We start from the raw sequence: 20,106 nt of genomic DNA, 5'->3' as shown, positions 1-20,106 counted from the left end.
GAGTTTGGCTTTATGGGTTGGCTCTATCCTTTACTTTAACCCACAGGTAATGTGACCTTTCATAAAAATGACAGCGAATGATCTATTTTTTACCTATTAATAAACTTATTTATTAATATTAAACTTTGTATTTCTTATAATATTATTTACAGTTTCAATATCATTATTAAAAGAGTGGTATGCATTTTGTACTGAAGATACATCACCAGTAGTATCTAAGTAGTTATAAGGATTTACCTGACGTGAGTAAATGTCAAAAAAAACACACTTGTCATCAATCATACCTCTGTATATATATGTATCATAAGCAGTACCTGCTGCACCTTCACTTGCATGAAGATATATAAAGTGATATCCATTTATCAATATTTTATCTGGTAACACTTTTCCTGTACTGTTAACATGACGTTCGTAATTCATACATGTTGGGTAACTACTATAACATGTTTCTTCTGAAACATCACCCTTGCTAATTAGCACATCTCCTCTTATGTAATAGTGGTAGATATCAGACTTATCAATTTCGAATGAGACAACTTTTCTTGAGTCTTTTATGAGAGAATCACTTTTGTAATGAGTTATCAGGGCACTATTATTATCACCTATAATCATATTACTAGGTAGTGGTAGCTGCAAACCACTGTTTTGATCGTAAAACATATCTGGTTTTTCCTTTGCAAGAAGTGGCAAATGAAAAAAAAGAGTGAAGGTTAAAATTTTACATGAAAAATCAATATACACCTTTAACATTAGCTAGAATGAAACAAGAAAAGTTTTTTTCTCATCATATAGGTACTTTAATTATTGTCTATTCTATTTACTGATATACGTTGGACTTATAGTTTGAAAAAAATTTAAACCAAAAATTTTGTAGTGTGTTTTGAAACTGAAACTTACGCAAAAAAAATTCTAGCATCACTAGGCTCTGTGGACAAAAAATAAGAGAGAAAAGAAAAAAAAGAGGTAGTTCAATCTAATGAGCATAAGAATGGAAAAACTACGAATGGAACATTATATAAAAGAAAGAAATTGGAAACAAATTTTAGAATTCATAAAAAGCGTGAAAGGAATACATAGCAAAGACGAAAAACGTTTAAATAGAAGCAGTGTGGCATATGGCACAAACAGTGGAGGCTTTTGCTAAAAAGCTATGGCAATTACAGAAGTATACACAAACGATTTAAGAGGTGGTGCGAAAGGGATATTTGGAAGAATTTATTGGAGTACGCAAAACGAGGGTCAGATTTAGAAACTGTTATAATTGATCCACCAATGTTCAGCTGGCTATACAAAACACTCCCAGGAGAAAGAAGCTTTAGGGCGAAACAAAGGTGGTTTCATAACTAAGATACATGCACTTATTGATGCACTTGGAAATCCTCTTAAGTTTGCTCTAACTGTTGATCAAAGGAATGAGATTACACACAGCAGCAACATTAACTGAAAATGTCTATAATACTACTTTAGTTGCTGATAAAAGCTACGATAGCAATGTTTTTGTTGCAAGTCTCGAAAGCAAGGGATGTACAGCCCCCAAAACGAAATCGAAAAGTGCAAAGGTATTACGATGAGCACATTTATAAAGAACGTCATTTGATTGAGTGTTTTTCAGTAAAATTAAAAATTTTAGGCGTATTTTTCCCAGATTTGACAAAACATCTGAGGTTTTTATGGGTTTTCTAGATTTTGTTGAGGCTCTTATATGGCTTCTCTAAAATTTTGTCCACAGAGCTTATGAAGATTTGGAAAAAGATAAAAGAATTAGTTATTGACAATGACAATTTAGTACACTAACTAGAGTAGAAAGATGGTTAACCAAGCAGCACTTGTTCATACCACCTGGGTAAGGTTGCAATTGTTAAATATCATAAGGAATCACTCATGAATAATAACCGCCACAAGGTTCATGTTTCTGTAAATCTTCTGTTAATAAAAGAAAATTCAGTGCTGCTTTCACTAAGGCACAATACTGAATTGAGTGGAAATTGTTGGGGATTAATAGCTGGACATCTTGAGCCGGAGGAATCTGTTACATCTGCCATGATAAGAGAGGCTAAAGAAGAGTTGGAAATTGACATAAAAAAAAGTGATTTAAATTTTACGTCTATCATTCACTATCCTCACAAACCAGACTACATTGATTTTTTCTTTAAGTGTTGTAAATGGCACAATGAGATAAAGAATATGGAGCCAAATAAGTGTAGAGAGCTACGTTTTTTTAATATCAGCAATCTTCCAGGTAACATTGTTCAATATATGAAACAAGGAATAGAGTGCTTTGAAAGTGGAATTATTCTCAGTGAAATAGGTTGGTAATGATTTTTATAAATTTATGTGTGTGATTCATATAGGTTGTGACAACTAATCTATCAGATCAAATCTAAATTATTACAAATTAACATAGAAGCCGATCGGGTTTCATGAATGCAAGTTACTATTAATCTCTTGATTAATATACTAAATTATGTTATAAGATACATGCATTAGGGAACACACTGTTTATTGCTGCAGGAAAGCTTTTTAGCCCATCTACACATGCAATTAGAATATCTTCCACTCCTCTCTCTTTGAGATCATTTAGTACTCCCAATCAGAACTTCACTTTCAGCTAAATAAAAACCTAATACTTCTTTTCTGCCATTTTGATCTATACCTAATATATTATACATACATTTACTTACACAATGCCCGTCCTCCTTGACTTTAAAAAACCATGAAAACTATCGGATATACAGACTGCAGCGGACGACTACGCCATTCGTTGATTACTGGTAGCAGTTTGTCAGTAATACTTGATATCTCTACCGCTGATATTTTGTGATCGTAAATTTCCTCAATATGTGACGCTATATCTCTGTATCCCATGCCACTGGCAAATGTGCTTAAGAACCTTTGCTTCAAGTTCTGGATGTAGGCTTGTTTGTCTTTTTCTAACTATTTGGGGTTCAAAGCTTCCTTCCCTGTCTCTAGGTGTTAACAACTCAAATGAGCCTGCACTTGTACGTAAAGTTTTTGCATTTCTACCATTTCTTCGGTTATTTTCTCCACTTTCAACCAACAAGTGGTTTTCTATCTCACCTTCCAGGCTTGCTTCCAGCAACTTTTTATAAACGGTGTTAATGCTCCATCTCTTCCCGTCAGCGGCCTTCCTTCTCTTATCGATGATAGAATATTTGCTTCCAGTTCTTTATAGTCTACCAAACCGGTAGTTCTGTTTACTTGATTCATGTCAAACCTCCATTTTTATATCAATTATATTTTTATTTCTTGGTTTGACACAGTTTATTTAACACTCCCTTTTTTAATGAAATTTCTTAAGTGGTAGATTATTTTTTACAGCTATAGCTGAGGTAGCTGTCACTACCTGAAATGTAACAAATAAAATACCAATCTTAAATATTGCTATATTTCACGATAGTTTCTCAACTTGATGCACATGCTTTTGGAACATTCTCATTTGTCAAATAGTTTCTGGCATGCTACACAATCTGTAATGCAGGTTTTAACTTACTTTTACGCAATATTGATCATTCTTGAAAAGCAATCTAACATTTTCTATTCCTTGATTACGAAGCTTTGATGCAGCTGATTTAGCTACCTGAGCGTTTACAAAAAATGCTACATATCCCTTACTTTCTGCATTGTTTTGTTTTGGGTGACGTTTCTGCATTTCTTTTTCATATTGCCTTTTGTAATGAGGAGTATTTTGTATCAATTGTTCTGACCTCTTTCTTAAGTACTCGACTTTTACCTTCGCAAGCCCAGACTTATGAAGTCCTAAAACTTGTGCTGCTTTTTCTGACAAGTCTATTATTCTACCTTTAACAAATGGCCCTCTATCATTAACTCTTATAACAAGCTTCCTTCCATTTTCTAAATTAGTAACACGAACAAAGCAGGGTAGGGGCAAGGTCTTATGTGCTGCAGAAATCAAGTGACGATTAAACACTTCACCGTTGGCTGTAATTGTGCCATGATCTTCTATTCCATACCACGATGCGATTCCTACTTCTTCGTAACAGCTACAGTATTTTGGGTGGTAGGTGATACCATTTATTGTATAGCTATTGCCAATTTTATAATGACCTGCAGTGTGATTACACCTATTTCTAAAACTACAACTACTCATCAAAACGAATATTAGACATAGAAAGGCTAGTTTTTTTATCATTGTACTTAGTGAAATGGTTCGATACCATGAGGATTTTAAATTATACTATAATAAATTTAGTAATAAGTAAACGTCTACTGCCAAATATGCACAGCACTAAAAAAGAAGTAATACATATAATCGGTATAGGTGGAATTGGAATGAGCGCAATTGCTGAAATTCTTCATAATTCCAGTTATAAAGTTCAAGGCAGTGATACGCGATCAAACGACAATATAGATAGGTTACAAAAATTAGGTATAGAGGTCTATATTGGTCACGATGCAAGTAGTATTAGACAAGCTCAAATAGTTGTACATTCTTCCGCAATAAAACCTGATAATGTGGAGCTAGTTGCAGCAGGAAATAACAATAAAACCGTTTTGCATAGGTCAGACATGCTGGCTAAAATTATGAAAAGTAAATATGTGATAGCAGTTTCAGGTTCAAGTGGCAAGACGACGACGACAGCTATGATTGCTTCCATTTTTGATCATTCTGGTGCTGACGCCACTGTAATTGTTGGAGGAATATTAAATTCCTATCAGAGTAATGCAAAACTTGGCAAAAGTGACATTTTCTTAATTGAGGCTGATGAGTCTGATGGAACTATGTTAAAAATTCCTGCAGATATTGCTGTTGTAACAAGTATTAATGACGACCATATAGACCATTACGGTACATTTAACGACATCAAAAATGCGTTTTCTCGATTTGTAAACAACGCGAATTTTGCTATTTTGCCTGATTCTGCAGACATCAATCATGATGAGAGTAATTCTATAACGTTTGGGTTTGGAAATGGTAAAATTAGAGCTAGCAACATCAAACAACACAATAATAGCATAGAATTTGACGTGCTGATTAGTATAAACGAAAGTAATCGTATTCCATTGTCCACTACTCGAGTAGTTGAGAGGGGTGGAATAAAAGCAGCCCTTTCTTCATCACCTCAATGCTTGAAACTGGATTCTCGTTTCAATGTTAAACAAGATACTATAGAATTTAAGAGGACAATCCCTAAAAAATCTCTACATTCAAAAAAAGTAAGTCGTACTAATGCTATTTGAACAAGCTAGCGTAAAAGTAAGCTAAATTTTTTAAGGTACAAAAATAGCAAGAAACAGTTGTTTGAAAAAAATTGGAATTTGATTGGATTGCTGAAAATTGGCTCTCAAACTTTAGACGCATGAGCAAGATAATACTCTTTAACTAATATAGATTAGGTGATTTGGAAGAGATACATCTAGAGCAGCCGGCAAAGTTACAATACATATTACCGCAATAACTAGAAATGAGAAGGATCTATATGGTGATTATAGATCTTCTCCAGACCTTGAAAACAATAAATAGACAGTAAATTAGAACTACTGCAAAAAAAACAAGAATAGCTACACTGGTTGCTTGACCATCGTAAACGTAGCTTGTTAAGCCGATAAAAATAGCCATGATAGAAGCTCTAATAAATGAAATTGCAGAAGAAGTTGTACCTTTCATTTCAGGGAAAATATTTAATGATGCATTGAAAATGACTGCTTGACAAATTCCACAGCCAATACAAAAAATAACCATAGACAGCGTTACTAAGTAGTAAGCACTGGGCATGATTATACTGAATATTAAAAGTGATAGGGATCCAATAGCAATTACGCCTGTACCGGAAATTACACACCAAATTGCTCCAAGTTTCTTTAAGATCTTACTGGAAAACAGGCTAATTAGTGAGAAAGACCCAACCATTGCACCTTGATGTAGCGCATAAATAGTGCTGGATAAACCAAAAGTTTCCATATACAAAAAAGGGCCACAAGTAATGAATGACATATAAGCCGCAGAAAAAAGGCTCTGTGCCAAAGACAACATCATAAATTTTGAACTTGATAATAATTTTTTATAGTCTTTCATCATTTTTTTTAGACTAAAAATATCACGGTCCTTTTTTGTTTCTGGTAACAGAAAAAGCAGCAAAACCCAAGAGATGAAACAAAGTATTGCAACACTTGCATAGTTGCCACGCCACCCAACAATTTTGTTGATGAAACTGCCTAATACTGGTGCAATTGCTATGAGAACTGTGATAATAGAATTCATGATTCCAATAAATTTTACTGCTTCGTTGCCTTTATAGCTGTCTGCAATAATTGCAAATACAACTACAGATGTGCTAACACCAATGCCTTGAATAAAGCGAGAGATTAAAAGCCAAGAAACTGACAGCGCAAAAACACAGCCAACAGCACCGATGAGTAGCAAAGTGTTGCCTATGATCATCATCCTTCTTCTGCCATAGCATTCAGACAATGGACCAAAAAATAACCCTCCTATGCAAACGCCTAAAAAATTATAAGCAATAGTTAATTGAATTGTGCCTTCCGGTACGTTAAAATAGCGTACTATATCAGGAAAACTAGGTACAGAAATATCAATTTCAATGAACTTAGAAATTAGAGATAGAATTAATAAAAACGGTAGTAACACTTAAAATCTTTAATTAATGAATAAAAATATCACATTTAAAGCGTTGAAGGAAGAACATTTTTCACTATTATTAAAATGGGTAGAATGTAATTTTAGGTTAATAAAATGAATTACGATGTAATCATTTCAGGTAGTGGACTAATTGGTCTTATTACTGCTATTGGCCTGAGTAATGACTCTGTATCTGTAGCCGTAATTGAGAAAAATAATTTACCACGTGCAGTTGATGATAATCGAGCATTCGCTATTTCTCAAGGATCAAAAAAAATACTAGAAAAATCAGGGATTTGGCGGCTCTTAGAAGGCGAAGCTGAACCAATACTTGATATATGCATATTAGATGGAGATAGTCCATTTACTGTACATTATGACCATAAAATGGTTGGTGAAGAGCCAATGGGCTATGTAATCAAGAGCGCTATTATATGGAATGCAATCAATAACAATTTTTTGCATAAACTCAATATATATTCTCCACGTTCCTATAAAACAATCTCTTGTGACAAAGGATACATGGAAGTTACTCTTGATAATGATCAAAAATTGATATCATCACTATTTATCTGTGCTGAAGGTAAAAACTCTAAGTTGCCAGAGTTGTTTTCTATACCAATGATAAAATTTGATTATAAACAAAATAGCATGGTATTTAATGTAAAACATGAATTACATCACCAAAACTTAGCTGTAGAGAGGTTTTTTCCTAGTGGTCCATTTGCAATTTTGCCAATGAAAGGTGGCTATACTTCTTCAATAGTTTGGACAGAAAAATGCGAAATTTCAAAAATGCTGATGAGCTTATCCGAAGAGGAATTTGTCATAGAACTCAAAAAAAGATTTGGTTCTTATTTGGGAGAAATTGAATTAGAGGGTGAAAGAAGACTTTATCCTTTGAGTTTTTCTTTCGCGAGGAAGCTTCATAAAAGCAGAATTTTGCTGATTGGCGATTCAGCACATTCAATCCACCCGATTGCAGGTCAAGGACTTAACCTTGGAATGAGAGATGTAGAGAGTGTTATTAGACAAATAACTGCTGCAAAATCCTCTGGCATTGATGTTGGCAGTAATTATCTATTGAAGAAAATTTCACGTGATAGATACTTTGATAATTTTACTATGGCACTTGCAACTGATGGACTAAATAGAATATTTTCCAACAGAATACTTTGCGTTAAAGTTCTGAGCAATCTTGGTTTAATGGTAGTTGAAAATTCAGATTTTCTTAAAAAAAGCTTCGTTCGACATGCTATGGGGTTTATATAAATCATTAGATTTCTTGATTTTGTCGCATCTATAAACCATAGAAAAGAAGATCATTAAAGCTGAGATTATAGGAGTTATAGAGCCATTAACATAGCAAAATTCTCAAAAGTAGAAACATTGTCATTAGCTCCGATAATTTGTTTTTTCTGAATCATGCGAATATTTTCTATACCTGTAATAGTAATCTTTGCGGAGTGCTGCAGACTTGTCTCTACTAACACACAAGAGGAAGTCTACAGTATTACCAATAGTGCTCTATATAAATAAACCCATTTACCGTTTAATTTAATGTAGGTCTCTCCAATTACTACCAACCTGCTTCTTTCTTTTCCTTACTGCCTAATCTATCAGTGGTGATAAACCACTTTGTAACGTAGCATGGTCAATTTTTGCTCCCCTTATACTCATAATTTCTTCCAAATCTCGATAGCTCAAAGAGAATCGACATTTCATGTATACAGATAACATCGCTGAAAAGCTAAATCCTTTGAAATATGGCAATAATTTTTGATTGATACGAAACATCTTTGCTTTATTTTTAGACAATTATATCATTCTTCTTTCTACTTCCCTACAAATGGGACAGAACCAATTTGAGTGCTTTAAATGAAAGGCAAAATTGAGCATAATACGCCTCTGTACACAGTATCTTTAATGCAAATGCCCATGTGATTCCATAGATAATCTCTGTTTTTTTATTTTGTCTGTCCATTTATCATTTTCTATATCTTGTTTGTTGGTTGCTCTTTTTTCTTGCTCAACAATCGCCTTATCTATCTTCTGATGAATTGCATCAATTGCATTAATTGCATTTTTTTCTTTGTATACTTCGCTTTTTCCTTCAACAATTAAATTGGTAAAAATATTTACAACAAACTGCACTTGATTATGATTAACCTGACCTTTTATCGAAGAAGGTAAAGAGTTTAATTCCATCAATACTTCTGATGCTGTTTTATCTTGAGTGGAAAGCCCTAAATTATCTGCTACTTCACTTATTAATAACTCTCTGTTTTCTTTATTATCTTCCAATTTAGTATAATCACGCAGTAGATCCATAACTGCAGATACTCTGACTTCAATAATATCATCAACATCTTCACCTCCTAGAGCAACTCCTGATTCCAATAACTTCTCTCTGAGGTTTTTGCTTAAAAGATTAATAAATTCTTCATTTGCATCTGATCCTATGGTTGATATCGTACCATCTAAATAGTTATTTACTTTGATTTGAGTACCTAAATCATGCTCTATTTGTATTTTTGTCTCATATTTAAATCCTAGTTCTGCACAGAATTTCTGAAAATATTCTTTAATAATGTCAAACAAGCTCTTGCCATTATCTTTATAGTTTTTTAGCCCTTCAGGAATAGTAAGTGATAACTTACCTTCTTTATATATTATACCATTTTTGCTATCTTGAGATTCAAGTGTGAATTCTAATGAGCTGGATAGGTCACACATTTTCTCTTCCGGATTGTCAATCGTGGTTATAGGCATTGCCATATCAGACGTCACTTTTATGCGGTTGTGGTCGGTGCAGTAAATGTTTAGCGCTTTTTTAGGACTGTGTGGAGTTAAATTACAACTACTGAGTGCGGCATGAGATTCATTAAATATACCAGCCCCATACCCTGCTTGATTACAATTGGTGACTAACTCTTCTAAAATAGCATCACTTGGAACCTTTGCTTCAGCGTATCTAAACATTTCTTTGAAAATTTCCTTTGCTAATGCACGGTAATCTTTTTTGGAGAATAGATGATAAGAGCTTCTCCCTGCGTTATAAAATCTCTCAAATTCCTTTCTATATTCATCAATTTTTTTCTCATCAGCAACTGTAGGGCTATTACAATGATTTTCCCAAACTTCAGATAGTCTATCTTGATCAAGCTCCCTAAGTACTGGTTCCATAAAAGCTTTACCTTCTTCAGAGAGATTATCAAAATTATCACGGTTAAAAATCTCATTTTTATAATCTTTAGCTCCTTCCTTAAGTGCAATAATAAAATTTTTATCTATTTCTTTTTCGTTAATAATAAAATTCATCCTTTGAAAATCTAAGAACATTGTTTCACCAGAATTTGCTAATTTATTAGCTTGATCTGCTCTTAATTTATTAAAATCGAACTCTTTAGCTGTGGTCTTTAATCTAACTGCTGGACTCTTATTATTTCCCTTTGCCTCTTTCATAATTAACACCTCACTGTAAAAATATTGTAAATTATATTATATAATGATGAATAATCTGATAATATATTAAGAAAATCGATAATATAGTTCTCTTTATTTTAAGAATATAGGGAAGGCGTAGATTTCTCTTTTCATTTGTAGCATGCTGCATTAATATTTACGTATTAATCTAGAAAATAGTGATGAATAATATTGTAATTGTTGGTCTGCAATGGGGTGACGAAGGCAAGGGTAAAATAGTAGATTATCTTTCTGAGAATGCAGATGTAGTTGTGAGATTTCAGGGAGGAAATAATGCAGGGCACACTATAGTAATAAATGATGAGGTTTATAAATTAAATTTACTGCCCTCTGCTGTTTTGAGAACAGGCAAAATATCTATTATAGGAAACGGTGTTGCTCTTGATTCGCATGCTCTAGTCTCAGAAATAGAGTCATTGAAAGTTAAAGGAATGGACATAAACTATAACAACTTGATGGTATCCGAGAGCTGTCCATTAATACTTAGCGTACATAAGGACAAGGAAAAGCTATTTGAAGATTTAAACGGAAATCACAAAATTGGTACAACAAACAAAGGGATAGGGCCATGTTATGAAGATAAAGTTGGCAGGAGAGCTATACGCCTTTGTGACTTAGAAAACGCAGATGAGCTCAATCAAAGAGTGGATGCTCTCCTGAATTACCATAATGCTATCAGAAAAGGACTTAACTACCAGGTAGTTAAAAAAGAAGAAATATTAAAGGAAATTCAAGAGATTTCAGAAAAAATTCTTTTATACAAAAAACCTGTGTGGAAGATACTAAATGATTTTATGAAAGAAGGTAAGAAAATAATATTTGAAGGCGCTCAAGGCGCATTTTTAGATATCGACCACGGAACTTACCCTTTTGTTACTTCAAGTAATACCGTAGCATCTCAAGCGATAACAGGCTCAGGATTATCCTACAATGCGCACATTACTGGTGTAGCAAAAGCGTATACCACAAGAGTGGGTAATGGTCCATTTCCTACTGAACAAAATAACGAGATTGGAGACAGCTTATTTTCTATAGGTAAGGAACTTGGAACAGTAAGCAATAGAAGAAGGCGCTGCGGATGGTTTGACGCAGTTTTAGTGCGCCAGGCCGTACAACTCTCTGGAGTTTCAAGCATTGTATTAACCAAATTAGATATTCTTGATTCTTTTGATACTATTAAAATAGGCACTGGTTATAAGTATGGCGGAAAAATGTATGATTATTTACCCGCATCACATTCAATACAAAAAGAATTAGAGCCAATATATGAAGAATTTCCTGGTTGGAAAGAGAAAACTCAAGGCAAAAGGTCAATTAAGGAATTACCTGCAAATTTGATGAAATATGTGAGAAAAATAGAAGAATTAATAGGCGTATCAATTCATCTAATTTCAACTAGTCCCAATAGAGAGGATGTTATTAAGCTTAAAAATCTATGAAAACGCCTTGTTAACTTTTATCTAATAAAAAACGATACTTGTGTGACTTCAAGCAATCTATTATGCAAAGTAGCAGTGTAAACGCACAGTGAGCAGTGTGATTTTTCTTAAATACATGTTGATTGTTATAATATAAACATAGTTAAAGGAGGCGTATTATGATTGCAGGTTTGACTAAGGGAGATAAAGCAGTAGATGCAGGAAAAATAGGTGATCAATTTGAAAAGCATTTTTGTATAGGACCAACTTCACTGAATAGGGAAGTTTATTACTCTACACTTATCTACCATACATTCAAAGAGTTATATTCACAATTAGATAATATCTCCTATGATTATTGTCCAATAGAAATTTCAAATTTTGTAAAATCTTTAAAAACCCAGTTATTTTTAAGAGTGTAGAAAATAGTTATAAGAAATTTTCTAGCAGTAGCAGTTATAGCCTTAGCAGAACCACGCTTCTTTTTTATATGTTCATAAAAGCTTTTCAAGTAAGGACTGTAACGTACAGCAATCCAAGTACATTGAACTAAAGAAGTACGCGCTATTTTTGACCCTCGTTTGGTAATTCTTCCAATTGTACATTGCTGATTAGATTGAGAAACTCTTGGTACAACTCCAAAATATGCAGTAAGTTTCTCAGGTCTACGGAAATCATTAATGTCTCCAATTGTTACAATAAAAACAGCTGCAGAAATTGGACCTATTCCCTTTATGCTGATAAGATTGCTGAACCCAGGAAGTTGTTTAGCGAAAGCTATAATTTCCTTTTCAAGCTTTTTAAGGCTTTCTCGGATAGCTTCTAAATGATAGCTAATCACTTCAATTTCAACTTTTTCTAAAGGATCCCAATTATGCTTTTGAGTAGCACGTTCAAATCCTACTTTAGTTGTAAGTACTTCTTTTTTAATTTTTATTCCATGGTAATTAAAAAGACCATGAACTTTATTGATTAAAGATACCCGTGACTTTACTAACTGATCTCTCGTTTGAAGAAGAGAAGCTAACTGCTGGCATTGTTTGTTTTTGCACCTTGCCTCAGGCAACATATCTTTGCTGAGAAAGAAAGCAATAGCTCGTGCATCATGCTTATCTGTTTTGTTCACAGAGCGACGAACAACTTCAAACTGCCCAGGAGCAATTATTACTATGCATTTAACGTAAGGTGAAACTGCATCATAAAAGAAACAGCTATTACCTGTTGCTTCTATGGCTACTTCATCTGTTTCTTGAAGATCTTTGGTGAAATTATCCAAGTCTTTTAAGCGAAACGTTTGAATATGCTCAGGTTTCCCTTCCTGTAAGTAACAAGCAGTAAAACTATTGGTATGTAAATCAACTCCAATGTGACGCATATTTTTTCCTCCAATTGCATATTTCAATATATCAGAGTAGAATATTGCCAGTTGTTCCAAACTCCTATACGAGGTCATCACATCACATTTTGTGAGCCTCACGATGATTTTCGGTGGCAGGGGCAGTTAATCTCTCCTACGAAGTCTTCTTTCTATTCTTCATATAAGAGCAGAAAGTGCTTCAGAAAAATATCCAACCTGCCACCTAGTCCACTCTGAGAAGTTATTATCTTCTCTTGCTTACAACCAAGCAATACTTATTCATACCATCTCTCATGCTAATAAAACGAGATCAGAAAAAGAAATAATAAATTTTTATGTTCTACCTCAATTTGCACATTTTAAAGAAATTCTTGATGAAGGTATAAAAAAAGATCCTTCGTTTGCAAATTCTGCTATTGTGAAGTTTTGCTACTCAATTATAAAAGATAATAAATTATTTAAAGAATTAGAAGAAATTAGTATTCCCGCAGAAAACTCTAGTGTAAAGGCAAGGATAAGCTTTCAACTGAAAAATCTTAAAGAAAAGGTATGGTTCTTAAGAAAACTAAAGGAAAAAAAGAATTTCACTTATGTGCAGAGGGCTTTTGGGGATGAGTGGAGTTTTTATAACCTAATAAACGATAGAGATTTCAAACAAACGTACATAGATAAAGCAGTAACAGAGTCTGCTAATAAGAGCTTTGAGAAAGATATAAATAAATGCATAGAATTGGCAGAGCAGGGAAAAAAAGCTGCAAGTAAATATTTTGAGAGGAAAGACGTAGAGCTTCAAGCTTATTACACAGAAACTGGTAACGATCATAGAGTTTTGAATATTAACCTTATTAATTACGATAAGAGTGAGCCAACAAAGATTAGTGAAGTTTTACAGCAAGAGAAAGATATTAAAGAACTGAATATCTATTGCAATAAAAAACATGAAATACACGCTCATCAAAAAGATAAGAAAAGATATTATGAATTTAAAGAAGGTGCATGTTATGAAATGACAAGCACTTGGCCTGTAAAGCATGGATCCGGAATGTGTACCATGATTATGAATGTGAGTAGTGATGGCATAACTGAAGTACTAAAATTTGATGGTGAAGATTTTGTGTCATCGAAGGAGATTCTAGAATTAATAAAGCAAAACGATGAATTATATATTCAAGGTCTCCTATTAAAAATAACAATATACTTTAAGTATAAAATATCTTTATAAAAAAATCAAAATTTATATATTTTTTATACTTTATGTAAGGTTATTAATAATCACCTTAGCTCCAGAAACATACTAAAAATTAGCGTCATAAAAATCTTGAATGTTTACTTTTTCAAAAAACATAAAAAAGATCATATATTTTTGAGAACAAGCCGCGTAAAAATAAGGTTATAAAAATAGAAGATTTAAATTATTTCCATAAGCTTGAGCAAATCAATTCGTATGTAAATGTGGTTGAAGTAGGCTGGTATAGCTAGTTTTGCGGTATAGTAAAATCGTTATATTAAAAAGTTCGCACGGATCTAGCGGTAGACCAACACATCCCAAAACGAACAGTTCTCACGAGAGGTGGTTTTAGTTGCTAAAAATGGTTGAATAATTTAAATTTTTAGCAAAATATGTCACTAAGTTAGTGATAATCTATGTTTGGGATAACAGAAGAAACAAGTTAATTTTTGGAACATACATTTGAAACAACTCTTAATAGGAATTAAATATTTTTGATGTATTTTATGGTTTTTCCGATTAAGTAAGTGACATGACAGCTAGTATAGAATTTAAAGATAATCAAGGCAATCAGATATCAGGTTTAAACGATATTAAAATTATAACCTTAAGCGACGGTTTAGGTAATGAATATACTTTAGATGCACGTGGTGATCATCTTAAATTAAAATATATACCAACTAATAAGGATAAAGAAGAGGAGTATACAATAAAAAGTTTAGCAGAGGCTCTCGGAAGTTTGCTGAATGTAAAAAATAGTAGTGGTAAAACAGTGCTTGAAGAAAAAGTATCAGAACAACCTATAGTAGAAGCGATAATGTATGCAAAAGACGACAGTAATAACAGAATTTGTGATACTGTACTAGCTAATACTTTTGCTAGGAAAGATGATACGTCTAGCTATATAAGTGACAAATTAAGCAAAAAAGCTGACAAAGTTGAATTAGATAAGAAAGCTAATGCTGATAGTGTATATACCAAGCAAAATATAGATGACAAATTGAAAACTAAAGTTGATATTGATAATGTATATACTAAACAAGCTATAGATACTGAATTAGCAACTCGAGTTAACGCTGATAGGGTATATACCAAGGAAGAAATGGATAAGAAACTGACAGTCAAAACTGATACTTTCTCTACATATACTAAGCAAGAGGCAAATGAGAGATTCTTCCCGATTGCAAAACATCAGGAGTTAGCAAGGGAGATACTAGGCAAGCGCATAGAAGGAAGATCAGTATTAGTGAATGAGTTAGGAAAGGCTTTTGATGAGCAAGCAATTTGGTATGGTAATAATAACGATCAAACAGCAAAAGATTTCTTGGCTGAAAAAGGTAATTTTGCTAAAATTAATGGCTCCAATATAATGATCCCGGACTTTGTAGAAAAAATACTAGATGCAACAGAAGATATAGGAGAAGGCAAAAAGAAATCAGTTTTAGTAGAGAAATTGGGCAAATTTCTTGATCAAATTGATAATAATGATAAAACATATGACGGTAAGACAGCAAAAGATTTCCTAGGTGAGAAAGGCATGCAGGGACCGAGAGGGGCAGATGGTCCAGCAGGTAAAGATGGAACAAGCACAGCACCTAATTTAGTAGCTCAAGAATTGATTACTAATCAAGCAGATGCACTAGGACAAGCGGTTCTGGGGGCAAAGGATGATGAAAATAGAGAAATCTTAGTAAATAGTCCTATTTTACAGGAAGGCATAGCGAAAAAATTAAAAGAAAATCCTGAAAAGGTAATAGGTCCAAAAGGGGACCCTGGTCAAGATGGAGAAAGTCCATCAGTTGATGCCGTAGCTGCTCAATTACTTATTGGTACAAATAAAAATGCATTAGTCACTGAAGTTGCACGCAATAAAGGTTTACAAGAGTCCTTGGCAATTAATCAAGATTTTAGCACCGCATTGGTGGTAGCTTTGAGTAATGATAAGAATTTTTCCAATATTGTAAAAAGAGATCTTAGTAGAGAAGGAGAAAGTTTATCAGTTGATAATGTAGTTACTAAATTGCTTGCTGATGAGAATAAAACATTAGTTAATGCTATAGGAAATGATAAAGAAGTAGCAAAAAAAATACTTGCTGCAACAGAAGATACAGATGAGAAAAGATCAATTCTTGTGGAAAAATTAGCAGGATTTCTTGATGCTAATGACCACGCATATGATAACAATAAAAGAACAGCAAAAGAGTTCTTAGGCAGTAAAGGACTAGCGTCTGCTAATGCTTCTGATCCAACTTTTCAAGGAGCTGTTGGAGAAGTAATATCTCAACCTCTTTTTGAAATTCCAGATGATCCAAATGCTCCGCTTTCCTGGGATTGGTAATATAGACCTACTGCGAATCAAAGGGTAAGCAAAAGGGAAGAAGGACTGCTAAAATCAAGGTTAACTAAAATTCATGCTTAAGATTTACAATGCCAGCAATAATATTAAATCTCAAGTTGTATTTCTTCTGAAAATTGCAGTAAACGTGTGACATAACCTTAAATATCTTTATCCCGCGGATCTTATTTTCTACTCTCATTCTGAAAGATACTAGTCTTCTATTATAGTCCTTCTGTTCGAGAGTTAATGGCTTTTTACGATACTTTTTGTATGTTATTATAACATTGCTTTGCAATTTTTGCCAACCTTGGTATCCAGAATCGGCATATTTTATACTATCGAGTGGTAGATATTTTCCTTGTTTCCTTATGCGAAAATCACTAATTCTACCACGATATGACTTTGACACTGATAAAATTCTTCCTCCTTCTTCGATAATAATCTCAGTTTTCATAGTGTTGGTTCTTTTTTTTCCTGAATATGATTTCTTCCGTTTTTTACTATCTTCTGGTCTCTGTATTTGCTGTTCTGTAACATCAGCCAGAATTTTCAGTATTTTTTCTGGTGTCATACTTCTATCTTTTTTTATAGTAACTTTTTTGGCGAGTAATGGCTCTATTCTCTTAAGTAACCTACATACATTTGCGTTGTGCACATTGAATAGGCATCCTAAAAATCTATGTGTTATGTAAGTGCGATAGTACAAAATTACGCAAAATAACTTATCTTCTAGGGCTGGTAGTTGTGGTCTTCTGCCATGGCACTTTTTCTGTTTTTCAACTTTTTTCCACTCAGGCCTCATTTTTTCCACCACCTTTTCGAACTCTTCTATAGTTAAGCCTATTATATTACGAAAGTTTCTTGGGTGTTTCTTCATGTTGTAGTAACTAAAGCTCATTTTTTTACCTTACTCAATCTGCTTATTCTTCTTCTACCTCTCTCACATCATTTTGTCATTACCTTTTGCAGCAGGTCTTATGATTTTTATCAAAAAACGACCACCAACACAAATGCTTCCCACGCTAGCTGGTTTGGCTTCCGGAGATAGCCGTGACGTTTATAGCCCTTCTTATAATAGTCTGAACGGGGCAAGATACGTGTTTATGATGGCTATTGTAAGTCATTAGGCTGGCAGCGTATTATGACATGTTTGGACTATTGTGGAAAAAGCTACACATTCTTAATAAAATGCACTGCCAAGTTAATAAAAGTGTACTGAAAAAATCTTTGTTAAAGTTTTAGGTCTCTAACTTGGCTTTCTATCTTGACATCTTGTAGAGCTTGATCTGGTTGTTTTATCATCTCTAACAGCTCACTTACAATATTCTTGTGTTTATTAACTATAGCAACTTGCAACAATGTATTCCCTTGATTATTACGAGCATTTGTTACAGCTACACGTTCATCAGGTTTTATCGCTTTCAACTTACTGATAATTTCAACATTGCCATTTTTTGCACCTTCAAAGAGTTCTTCAACTAGCTTCAGTAATTTAGCAATACTCTTATCTTCAGAAAGACTAAATGGTATTTTACCTTCCTTATTTTGAATATGATAATTTGCACCATGTTTAAGTAAAGATTTGACAATATCTAATGAGCTATTCTTAGCAGCAACGTGAAGTTATGTAGAATTACTAGTAGTGGTTCCAGCATCTATAAAGTCAATTAATTTATCACAACTTACATGTTGTAATAGAACCTCAACGATTTCTTTGTAACCTTTCAAAACAGCAATATGTAAAGGTGTATTCCCTTTATTGGTAACCTGCGTTACATCAGCTCCATTCATTAATAAAGTATTTGTAACACCCATGCTGCCATTATTAACAGCATAATGCAATGGTGTCCATCCGTCAGTATTTTTGGCATTAATAACTATACCTTGTTTTACTAAACCCTCCACTATTTTAAGATTATTACTTTTTATAGCTTTAAAAAATTTTTCGATCATCTTTAGTAATTTTATAACTTCTAAGTTTCCGCTTCTCTCTGCAAAATGTAATGGTAAAGCATATCTATCTACCTGAGTCTTGGCATCAAAATACGCTCCATTCACAAGCAAGTACTTAACTATATCTAAACTACCAAGTTGGGCTCCTAAATGTAAAGGTGTAGTATTTTTATCCATTTTTGCATTAACATCTGCTCCATTTGTAATAAGGGTTTTAACTACCTTAAAGTGGCCATATTGAACTGCAAGATGTAAGGATGTCCCTCTGTCCTTACTTTCTTCCACACTTATATCAGCGCCATGTTTCAACAGAACGGTGGAAATTTGATCATAACCTCTTTCTGCTGCAAAATGCAGAGGGGTCCAATTTGTATGATCTAGAGCATTAACGTTTGCCCCTCTTTCTAAAAGAAATTTGACCACCTCCAAGTGACCATGGTCTACTGCGAAATGTAGAGAAGTAGTATTTTTGACTGTTTTAGTATCAATCTTTCCTCCTGCATCAAGCAAAGATTTAACCACTTCTAAGTTACCATCATAAGCTGCACAATGTAAAGGAGTCCAGTTTCTATTATCCATAGCATTAATATCTGCCCCATTTTAATTAGAAAATTTACTATCTCTAGATGATTATGTTCTGCTGCCAAATGTAGCGCTCTCCTACCATTATCTATCTTTCTTTGCGTTTATATTCGTTCCTTTTGCAATTAGGTTTTCCACTATTCTTAAAGAAAAACCATTATAAGCTGCATTATGTAGAGGAGTCCAATTTTGATCATCTGTAACGTTAATGTTTGCTCCATTTTTAATTAAAAAATCACTTACTTCTATATGAGCTTGCTGAATTGCTAGATGTCAAGGTGTGAAACCTTCATTTTTTTTAATATTAACATTAGCTTTTTTTCTAGTAGTAGCTTGACTACTTCCAAGTGACCGTTCTGAGACCCTATGTGTAAAGCCGTAGAATTATCGTAGTCTTTAGCGTTCACTTCAATTCCTCTTACAAGAAGAGGAGACTTAACTACTCCAAAGTGATTACGTTCTGCTGCTAAGTGTAAAGGTGTAAGGTTTTCATAATCCTTAGCATTGACGTCAGATTTCGCTTCCAATAAAACATCCACTAACTCTAAAAAGCCATTTTGAGATGATAAGTGCAGAGGTGTAATTCTATCACTTGTTTTTGCATTGACTTTTGCTCCCGCTTCGAGCAGAACCTTAACTATATCTAAATTACCAAATTGTGCTCCTAAATGTAAGGGTGTAATGTTTGTATCAACTCTCTTATCATGATTACCAATACCTGAACATCCAGCATTAATATTAGATCCATGTGCAATGAGAGCTTTTACTATCTCGAGATTACCATTTTGTACTACAGAATGTAAGGAGCTTGCTCAATCATTATTGACAGCATTAACATTTAATCCTTTTTCAACAAGAACATTTACTATATCCAGATGACCATTTTCTGCTGCTAGATGTAAGGGTGTATTAAGTTTATCTGTCTTGGTATCAAGATCTGCCACATTTTCAATTAAAGTTTTAACTATATCTAAATAGCCCTGCTGGGATGCAAAATTTAAAGGTGTAAAGCCTATAATGGCCTTATGATTTATATCTGCTCCATTTGCAATGAGAAAATTAACCATTTCTAAAAAGTGTAGTTATGGCTTGTTTATACTATTATGAGACGAACTATATACTCTG

The 20,106-nt window shown here is 33.6% G+C and carries 17 protein-coding genes and 6 pseudogenes; 8 read left to right on the top strand and 15 right to left on the bottom strand.

The window, feature by feature from the left end:
* Positions 1–105: 105 nt before the first annotated feature.
* Positions 106–660, bottom strand: a complete 555-nt coding sequence (locus tag EJB00_RS03545) for a hypothetical protein (RefSeq protein ID WP_158673918.1) — start codon at positions 658–660, stop codon at positions 106–108.
* A 328-nt stretch (positions 661–988) separates the two neighbouring features.
* Between EJB00_RS03545 and EJB00_RS06150 the strand changes: the two genes are divergently transcribed.
* The gene (locus tag EJB00_RS06150) at positions 989–1,144 is read left to right on the top strand and encodes a hypothetical protein (protein WP_158673917.1); all 156 of its coding nucleotides are present in this window, start codon (positions 989–991) and stop codon (positions 1,142–1,144) included.
* A 737-nt stretch (positions 1,145–1,881) separates the two neighbouring features.
* Positions 1,882–2,316, top strand: coding sequence for an NUDIX hydrolase (locus tag EJB00_RS03535; RefSeq protein ID WP_135352946.1), 435 nt, complete (start codon positions 1,882–1,884; stop codon positions 2,314–2,316).
* Positions 2,317–2,479: 163 nt separating this feature from the next.
* Here EJB00_RS03535 and EJB00_RS03530 read toward each other — a convergent pair.
* Together EJB00_RS03530 and EJB00_RS03525 are read right to left on the bottom strand one after the other, a co-directional pair.
* Positions 2,480–3,228 (bottom strand): annotated as a pseudogene (locus EJB00_RS03530) (IS256 family transposase); the annotation flags it as partial.
* A gap of 274 nt (positions 3,229–3,502) precedes the next feature.
* Positions 3,503–4,171: a septal ring lytic transglycosylase RlpA family protein gene (locus EJB00_RS03525; RefSeq protein ID WP_015587697.1), complete on the bottom strand. Its 669-nt coding sequence runs from the start codon at positions 4,169–4,171 to the stop codon at positions 3,503–3,505.
* Between the two features lie 26 nt (positions 4,172–4,197).
* Between EJB00_RS03525 and EJB00_RS03520 the strand changes: the two are divergent.
* A pseudogene (locus EJB00_RS03520) lies at positions 4,198–5,026 on the top strand (Mur ligase domain-containing protein); the annotation flags it as partial.
* A gap of 429 nt (positions 5,027–5,455) precedes the next feature.
* Here the strand turns inward: EJB00_RS03520 and EJB00_RS03515 are convergent.
* A complete protein-coding gene (locus tag EJB00_RS03515; RefSeq protein ID WP_015587699.1) occupies positions 5,456–6,628 on the bottom strand; it encodes a multidrug effflux MFS transporter in 1,173 nt (390 codons plus the stop codon).
* Between the two features lie 16 nt (positions 6,629–6,644).
* Here EJB00_RS03515 and EJB00_RS06665 point away from each other — a divergent pair.
* Both EJB00_RS06665 and ubiH read left to right on the top strand, forming a co-directional pair.
* Positions 6,645–6,713: pseudogene (locus EJB00_RS06665) on the top strand (N-acetyltransferase); the annotation flags it as partial.
* A 20-nt stretch (positions 6,714–6,733) separates the two neighbouring features.
* Entirely contained in the window at positions 6,734–7,891 is a 1,158-nt protein-coding gene (ubiH, locus tag EJB00_RS03505; RefSeq protein ID WP_135352944.1) for a 2-octaprenyl-6-methoxyphenyl hydroxylase, read from the top strand.
* Between the two features lie 74 nt (positions 7,892–7,965).
* On the opposite strand, the pseudogene EJB00_RS03500 reads toward ubiH, so the two are convergent.
* A pseudogene (locus EJB00_RS03500) lies at positions 7,966–8,416 on the bottom strand (DDE-type integrase/transposase/recombinase).
* Positions 8,417–8,542: 126 nt separating this feature from the next.
* A complete protein-coding gene (locus tag EJB00_RS03495; RefSeq protein ID WP_015587701.1) occupies positions 8,543–10,084 on the bottom strand; it encodes a hypothetical protein in 1,542 nt (513 codons plus the stop codon).
* A gap of 182 nt (positions 10,085–10,266) precedes the next feature.
* Here EJB00_RS03495 and EJB00_RS03490 point away from each other — a divergent pair, with 182 nt between their 5' ends.
* On the top strand, positions 10,267–11,544 hold the full coding sequence (locus EJB00_RS03490; protein WP_135352806.1) for an adenylosuccinate synthase: 1,278 nt from the start codon (positions 10,267–10,269) through the stop codon (positions 11,542–11,544).
* 334 nt (positions 11,545–11,878) lie between these two features.
* Here EJB00_RS03490 and EJB00_RS03480 read toward each other — a convergent pair whose 3' ends face one another.
* Positions 11,879–12,898, bottom strand: a complete 1,020-nt coding sequence (locus EJB00_RS03480; RefSeq protein ID WP_135352712.1) for an IS110 family RNA-guided transposase — start codon at positions 12,896–12,898, stop codon at positions 11,879–11,881.
* Between the two features lie 304 nt (positions 12,899–13,202).
* Here EJB00_RS03480 and EJB00_RS03475 point away from each other — a divergent pair.
* Together EJB00_RS03475 and EJB00_RS03470 are read left to right on the top strand one after the other, a co-directional pair.
* Positions 13,203–14,063, top strand: a pseudogene (locus tag EJB00_RS03475) (hypothetical protein); the annotation flags it as partial.
* Between the two features lie 577 nt (positions 14,064–14,640).
* Positions 14,641–16,446, top strand: a complete 1,806-nt coding sequence (locus EJB00_RS03470) for a hypothetical protein (RefSeq protein WP_135352913.1) — start codon at positions 14,641–14,643, stop codon at positions 16,444–16,446.
* Positions 16,447–16,510: 64 nt separating this feature from the next.
* Here the strand turns inward: EJB00_RS03470 and EJB00_RS03465 are convergent, their stop codons facing one another.
* The 8 genes and pseudogenes from EJB00_RS03465 to EJB00_RS06395 form a co-directional block, all read right to left on the bottom strand.
* Positions 16,511–17,344, bottom strand: a complete 834-nt coding sequence (locus tag EJB00_RS03465) for a transposase family protein (RefSeq protein WP_136132833.1) — start codon at positions 17,342–17,344, stop codon at positions 16,511–16,513.
* Positions 17,345–17,676: 332 nt separating this feature from the next.
* Positions 17,677–17,871, bottom strand: coding sequence for a hypothetical protein (locus EJB00_RS06695; protein ID WP_041581414.1), 195 nt, complete (start codon positions 17,869–17,871; stop codon positions 17,677–17,679).
* A gap of 198 nt (positions 17,872–18,069) precedes the next feature.
* Positions 18,070–18,978 (bottom strand): ankyrin repeat domain-containing protein, encoded by a 909-nt coding sequence (locus tag EJB00_RS06415; protein ID WP_251373706.1) that lies wholly within the window; start codon positions 18,976–18,978, stop codon positions 18,070–18,072.
* Complete coding sequence (locus EJB00_RS06410; RefSeq protein WP_251373708.1) at positions 18,924–19,046, bottom strand: hypothetical protein; 123 nt, start codon at positions 19,044–19,046, stop codon at positions 18,924–18,926. Before EJB00_RS06410 ends, EJB00_RS06415 begins: the two co-directional genes overlap by 55 nt.
* 19 nt (positions 19,047–19,065) lie before the next feature.
* Entirely contained in the window at positions 19,066–19,230 is a 165-nt protein-coding gene (locus EJB00_RS06405) for an ankyrin repeat domain-containing protein (protein ID WP_319803094.1), read from the bottom strand.
* A gap of 17 nt (positions 19,231–19,247) precedes the next feature.
* On the bottom strand, positions 19,248–19,388 hold the full coding sequence (locus EJB00_RS06690; protein ID WP_479688242.1) for an ankyrin repeat domain-containing protein: 141 nt from the start codon (positions 19,386–19,388) through the stop codon (positions 19,248–19,250).
* A 27-nt stretch (positions 19,389–19,415) separates the two neighbouring features.
* Positions 19,416–19,754, bottom strand: a pseudogene (locus EJB00_RS06535) (ankyrin repeat domain-containing protein); the annotation flags it as partial.
* 39 nt (positions 19,755–19,793) lie between these two features.
* Positions 19,794–20,048 (bottom strand): ankyrin repeat domain-containing protein, encoded by a 255-nt coding sequence (locus EJB00_RS06395; protein WP_041581417.1) that lies wholly within the window; start codon positions 20,046–20,048, stop codon positions 19,794–19,796.
* Between the last annotated feature and the right edge of the window lie 58 nt (positions 20,049–20,106).

The sequence above is a fragment of the Wolbachia endosymbiont of Drosophila mauritiana genome (assembly GCF_004795975.1).
Taxonomy (GTDB): domain Bacteria; phylum Pseudomonadota; class Alphaproteobacteria; order Rickettsiales; family Anaplasmataceae; genus Wolbachia.
Note: the sequence above shows the minus strand (reverse complement) of the source record. Positions and strands in the feature narration are given on the sequence as shown.

Coding starts and splice junctions, on each gene's coding strand:
- EJB00_RS03545 (WP_158673918.1), bottom strand. CDS start 660: ATGTTTTACGATCAAAACAGTGGTTTGCAGCTACCACTACCTAGTAAT.
- EJB00_RS06150 (WP_158673917.1), top strand. CDS start 989: ATGGAAAAACTACGAATGGAACATTATATAAAAGAAAGAAATTGGAAA.
- EJB00_RS03535 (WP_135352946.1), top strand. CDS start 1,882: ATGAATAATAACCGCCACAAGGTTCATGTTTCTGTAAATCTTCTGTTA.
- EJB00_RS03525 (WP_015587697.1), bottom strand. CDS start 4,171: ATGATAAAAAAACTAGCCTTTCTATGTCTAATATTCGTTTTGATGAGT.
- ubiH (WP_135352944.1), top strand. CDS start 6,734: ATGAATTACGATGTAATCATTTCAGGTAGTGGACTAATTGGTCTTATT.
- EJB00_RS03495 (WP_015587701.1), bottom strand. CDS start 10,084: ATGAAAGAGGCAAAGGGAAATAATAAGAGTCCAGCAGTTAGATTAAAG.
- EJB00_RS03490 (WP_135352806.1), top strand. CDS start 10,267: ATGAATAATATTGTAATTGTTGGTCTGCAATGGGGTGACGAAGGCAAG.
- EJB00_RS03480 (WP_135352712.1), bottom strand. CDS start 12,898: ATGCGTCACATTGGAGTTGATTTACATACCAATAGTTTTACTGCTTGT.
- EJB00_RS03470 (WP_135352913.1), top strand. CDS start 14,641: ATGACAGCTAGTATAGAATTTAAAGATAATCAAGGCAATCAGATATCA.
- EJB00_RS03465 (WP_136132833.1), bottom strand. CDS start 17,344: ATGAGCTTTAGTTACTACAACATGAAGAAACACCCAAGAAACTTTCGT.
- EJB00_RS06415 (WP_251373706.1), bottom strand. CDS start 18,978: ATGGATAATAGAAACTGGACTCCTTTACATTGTGCAGCTTATGATGGT.
- EJB00_RS06395 (WP_041581417.1), bottom strand. CDS start 20,048: ATGGTTAATTTTCTCATTGCAAATGGAGCAGATATAAATCATAAGGCC.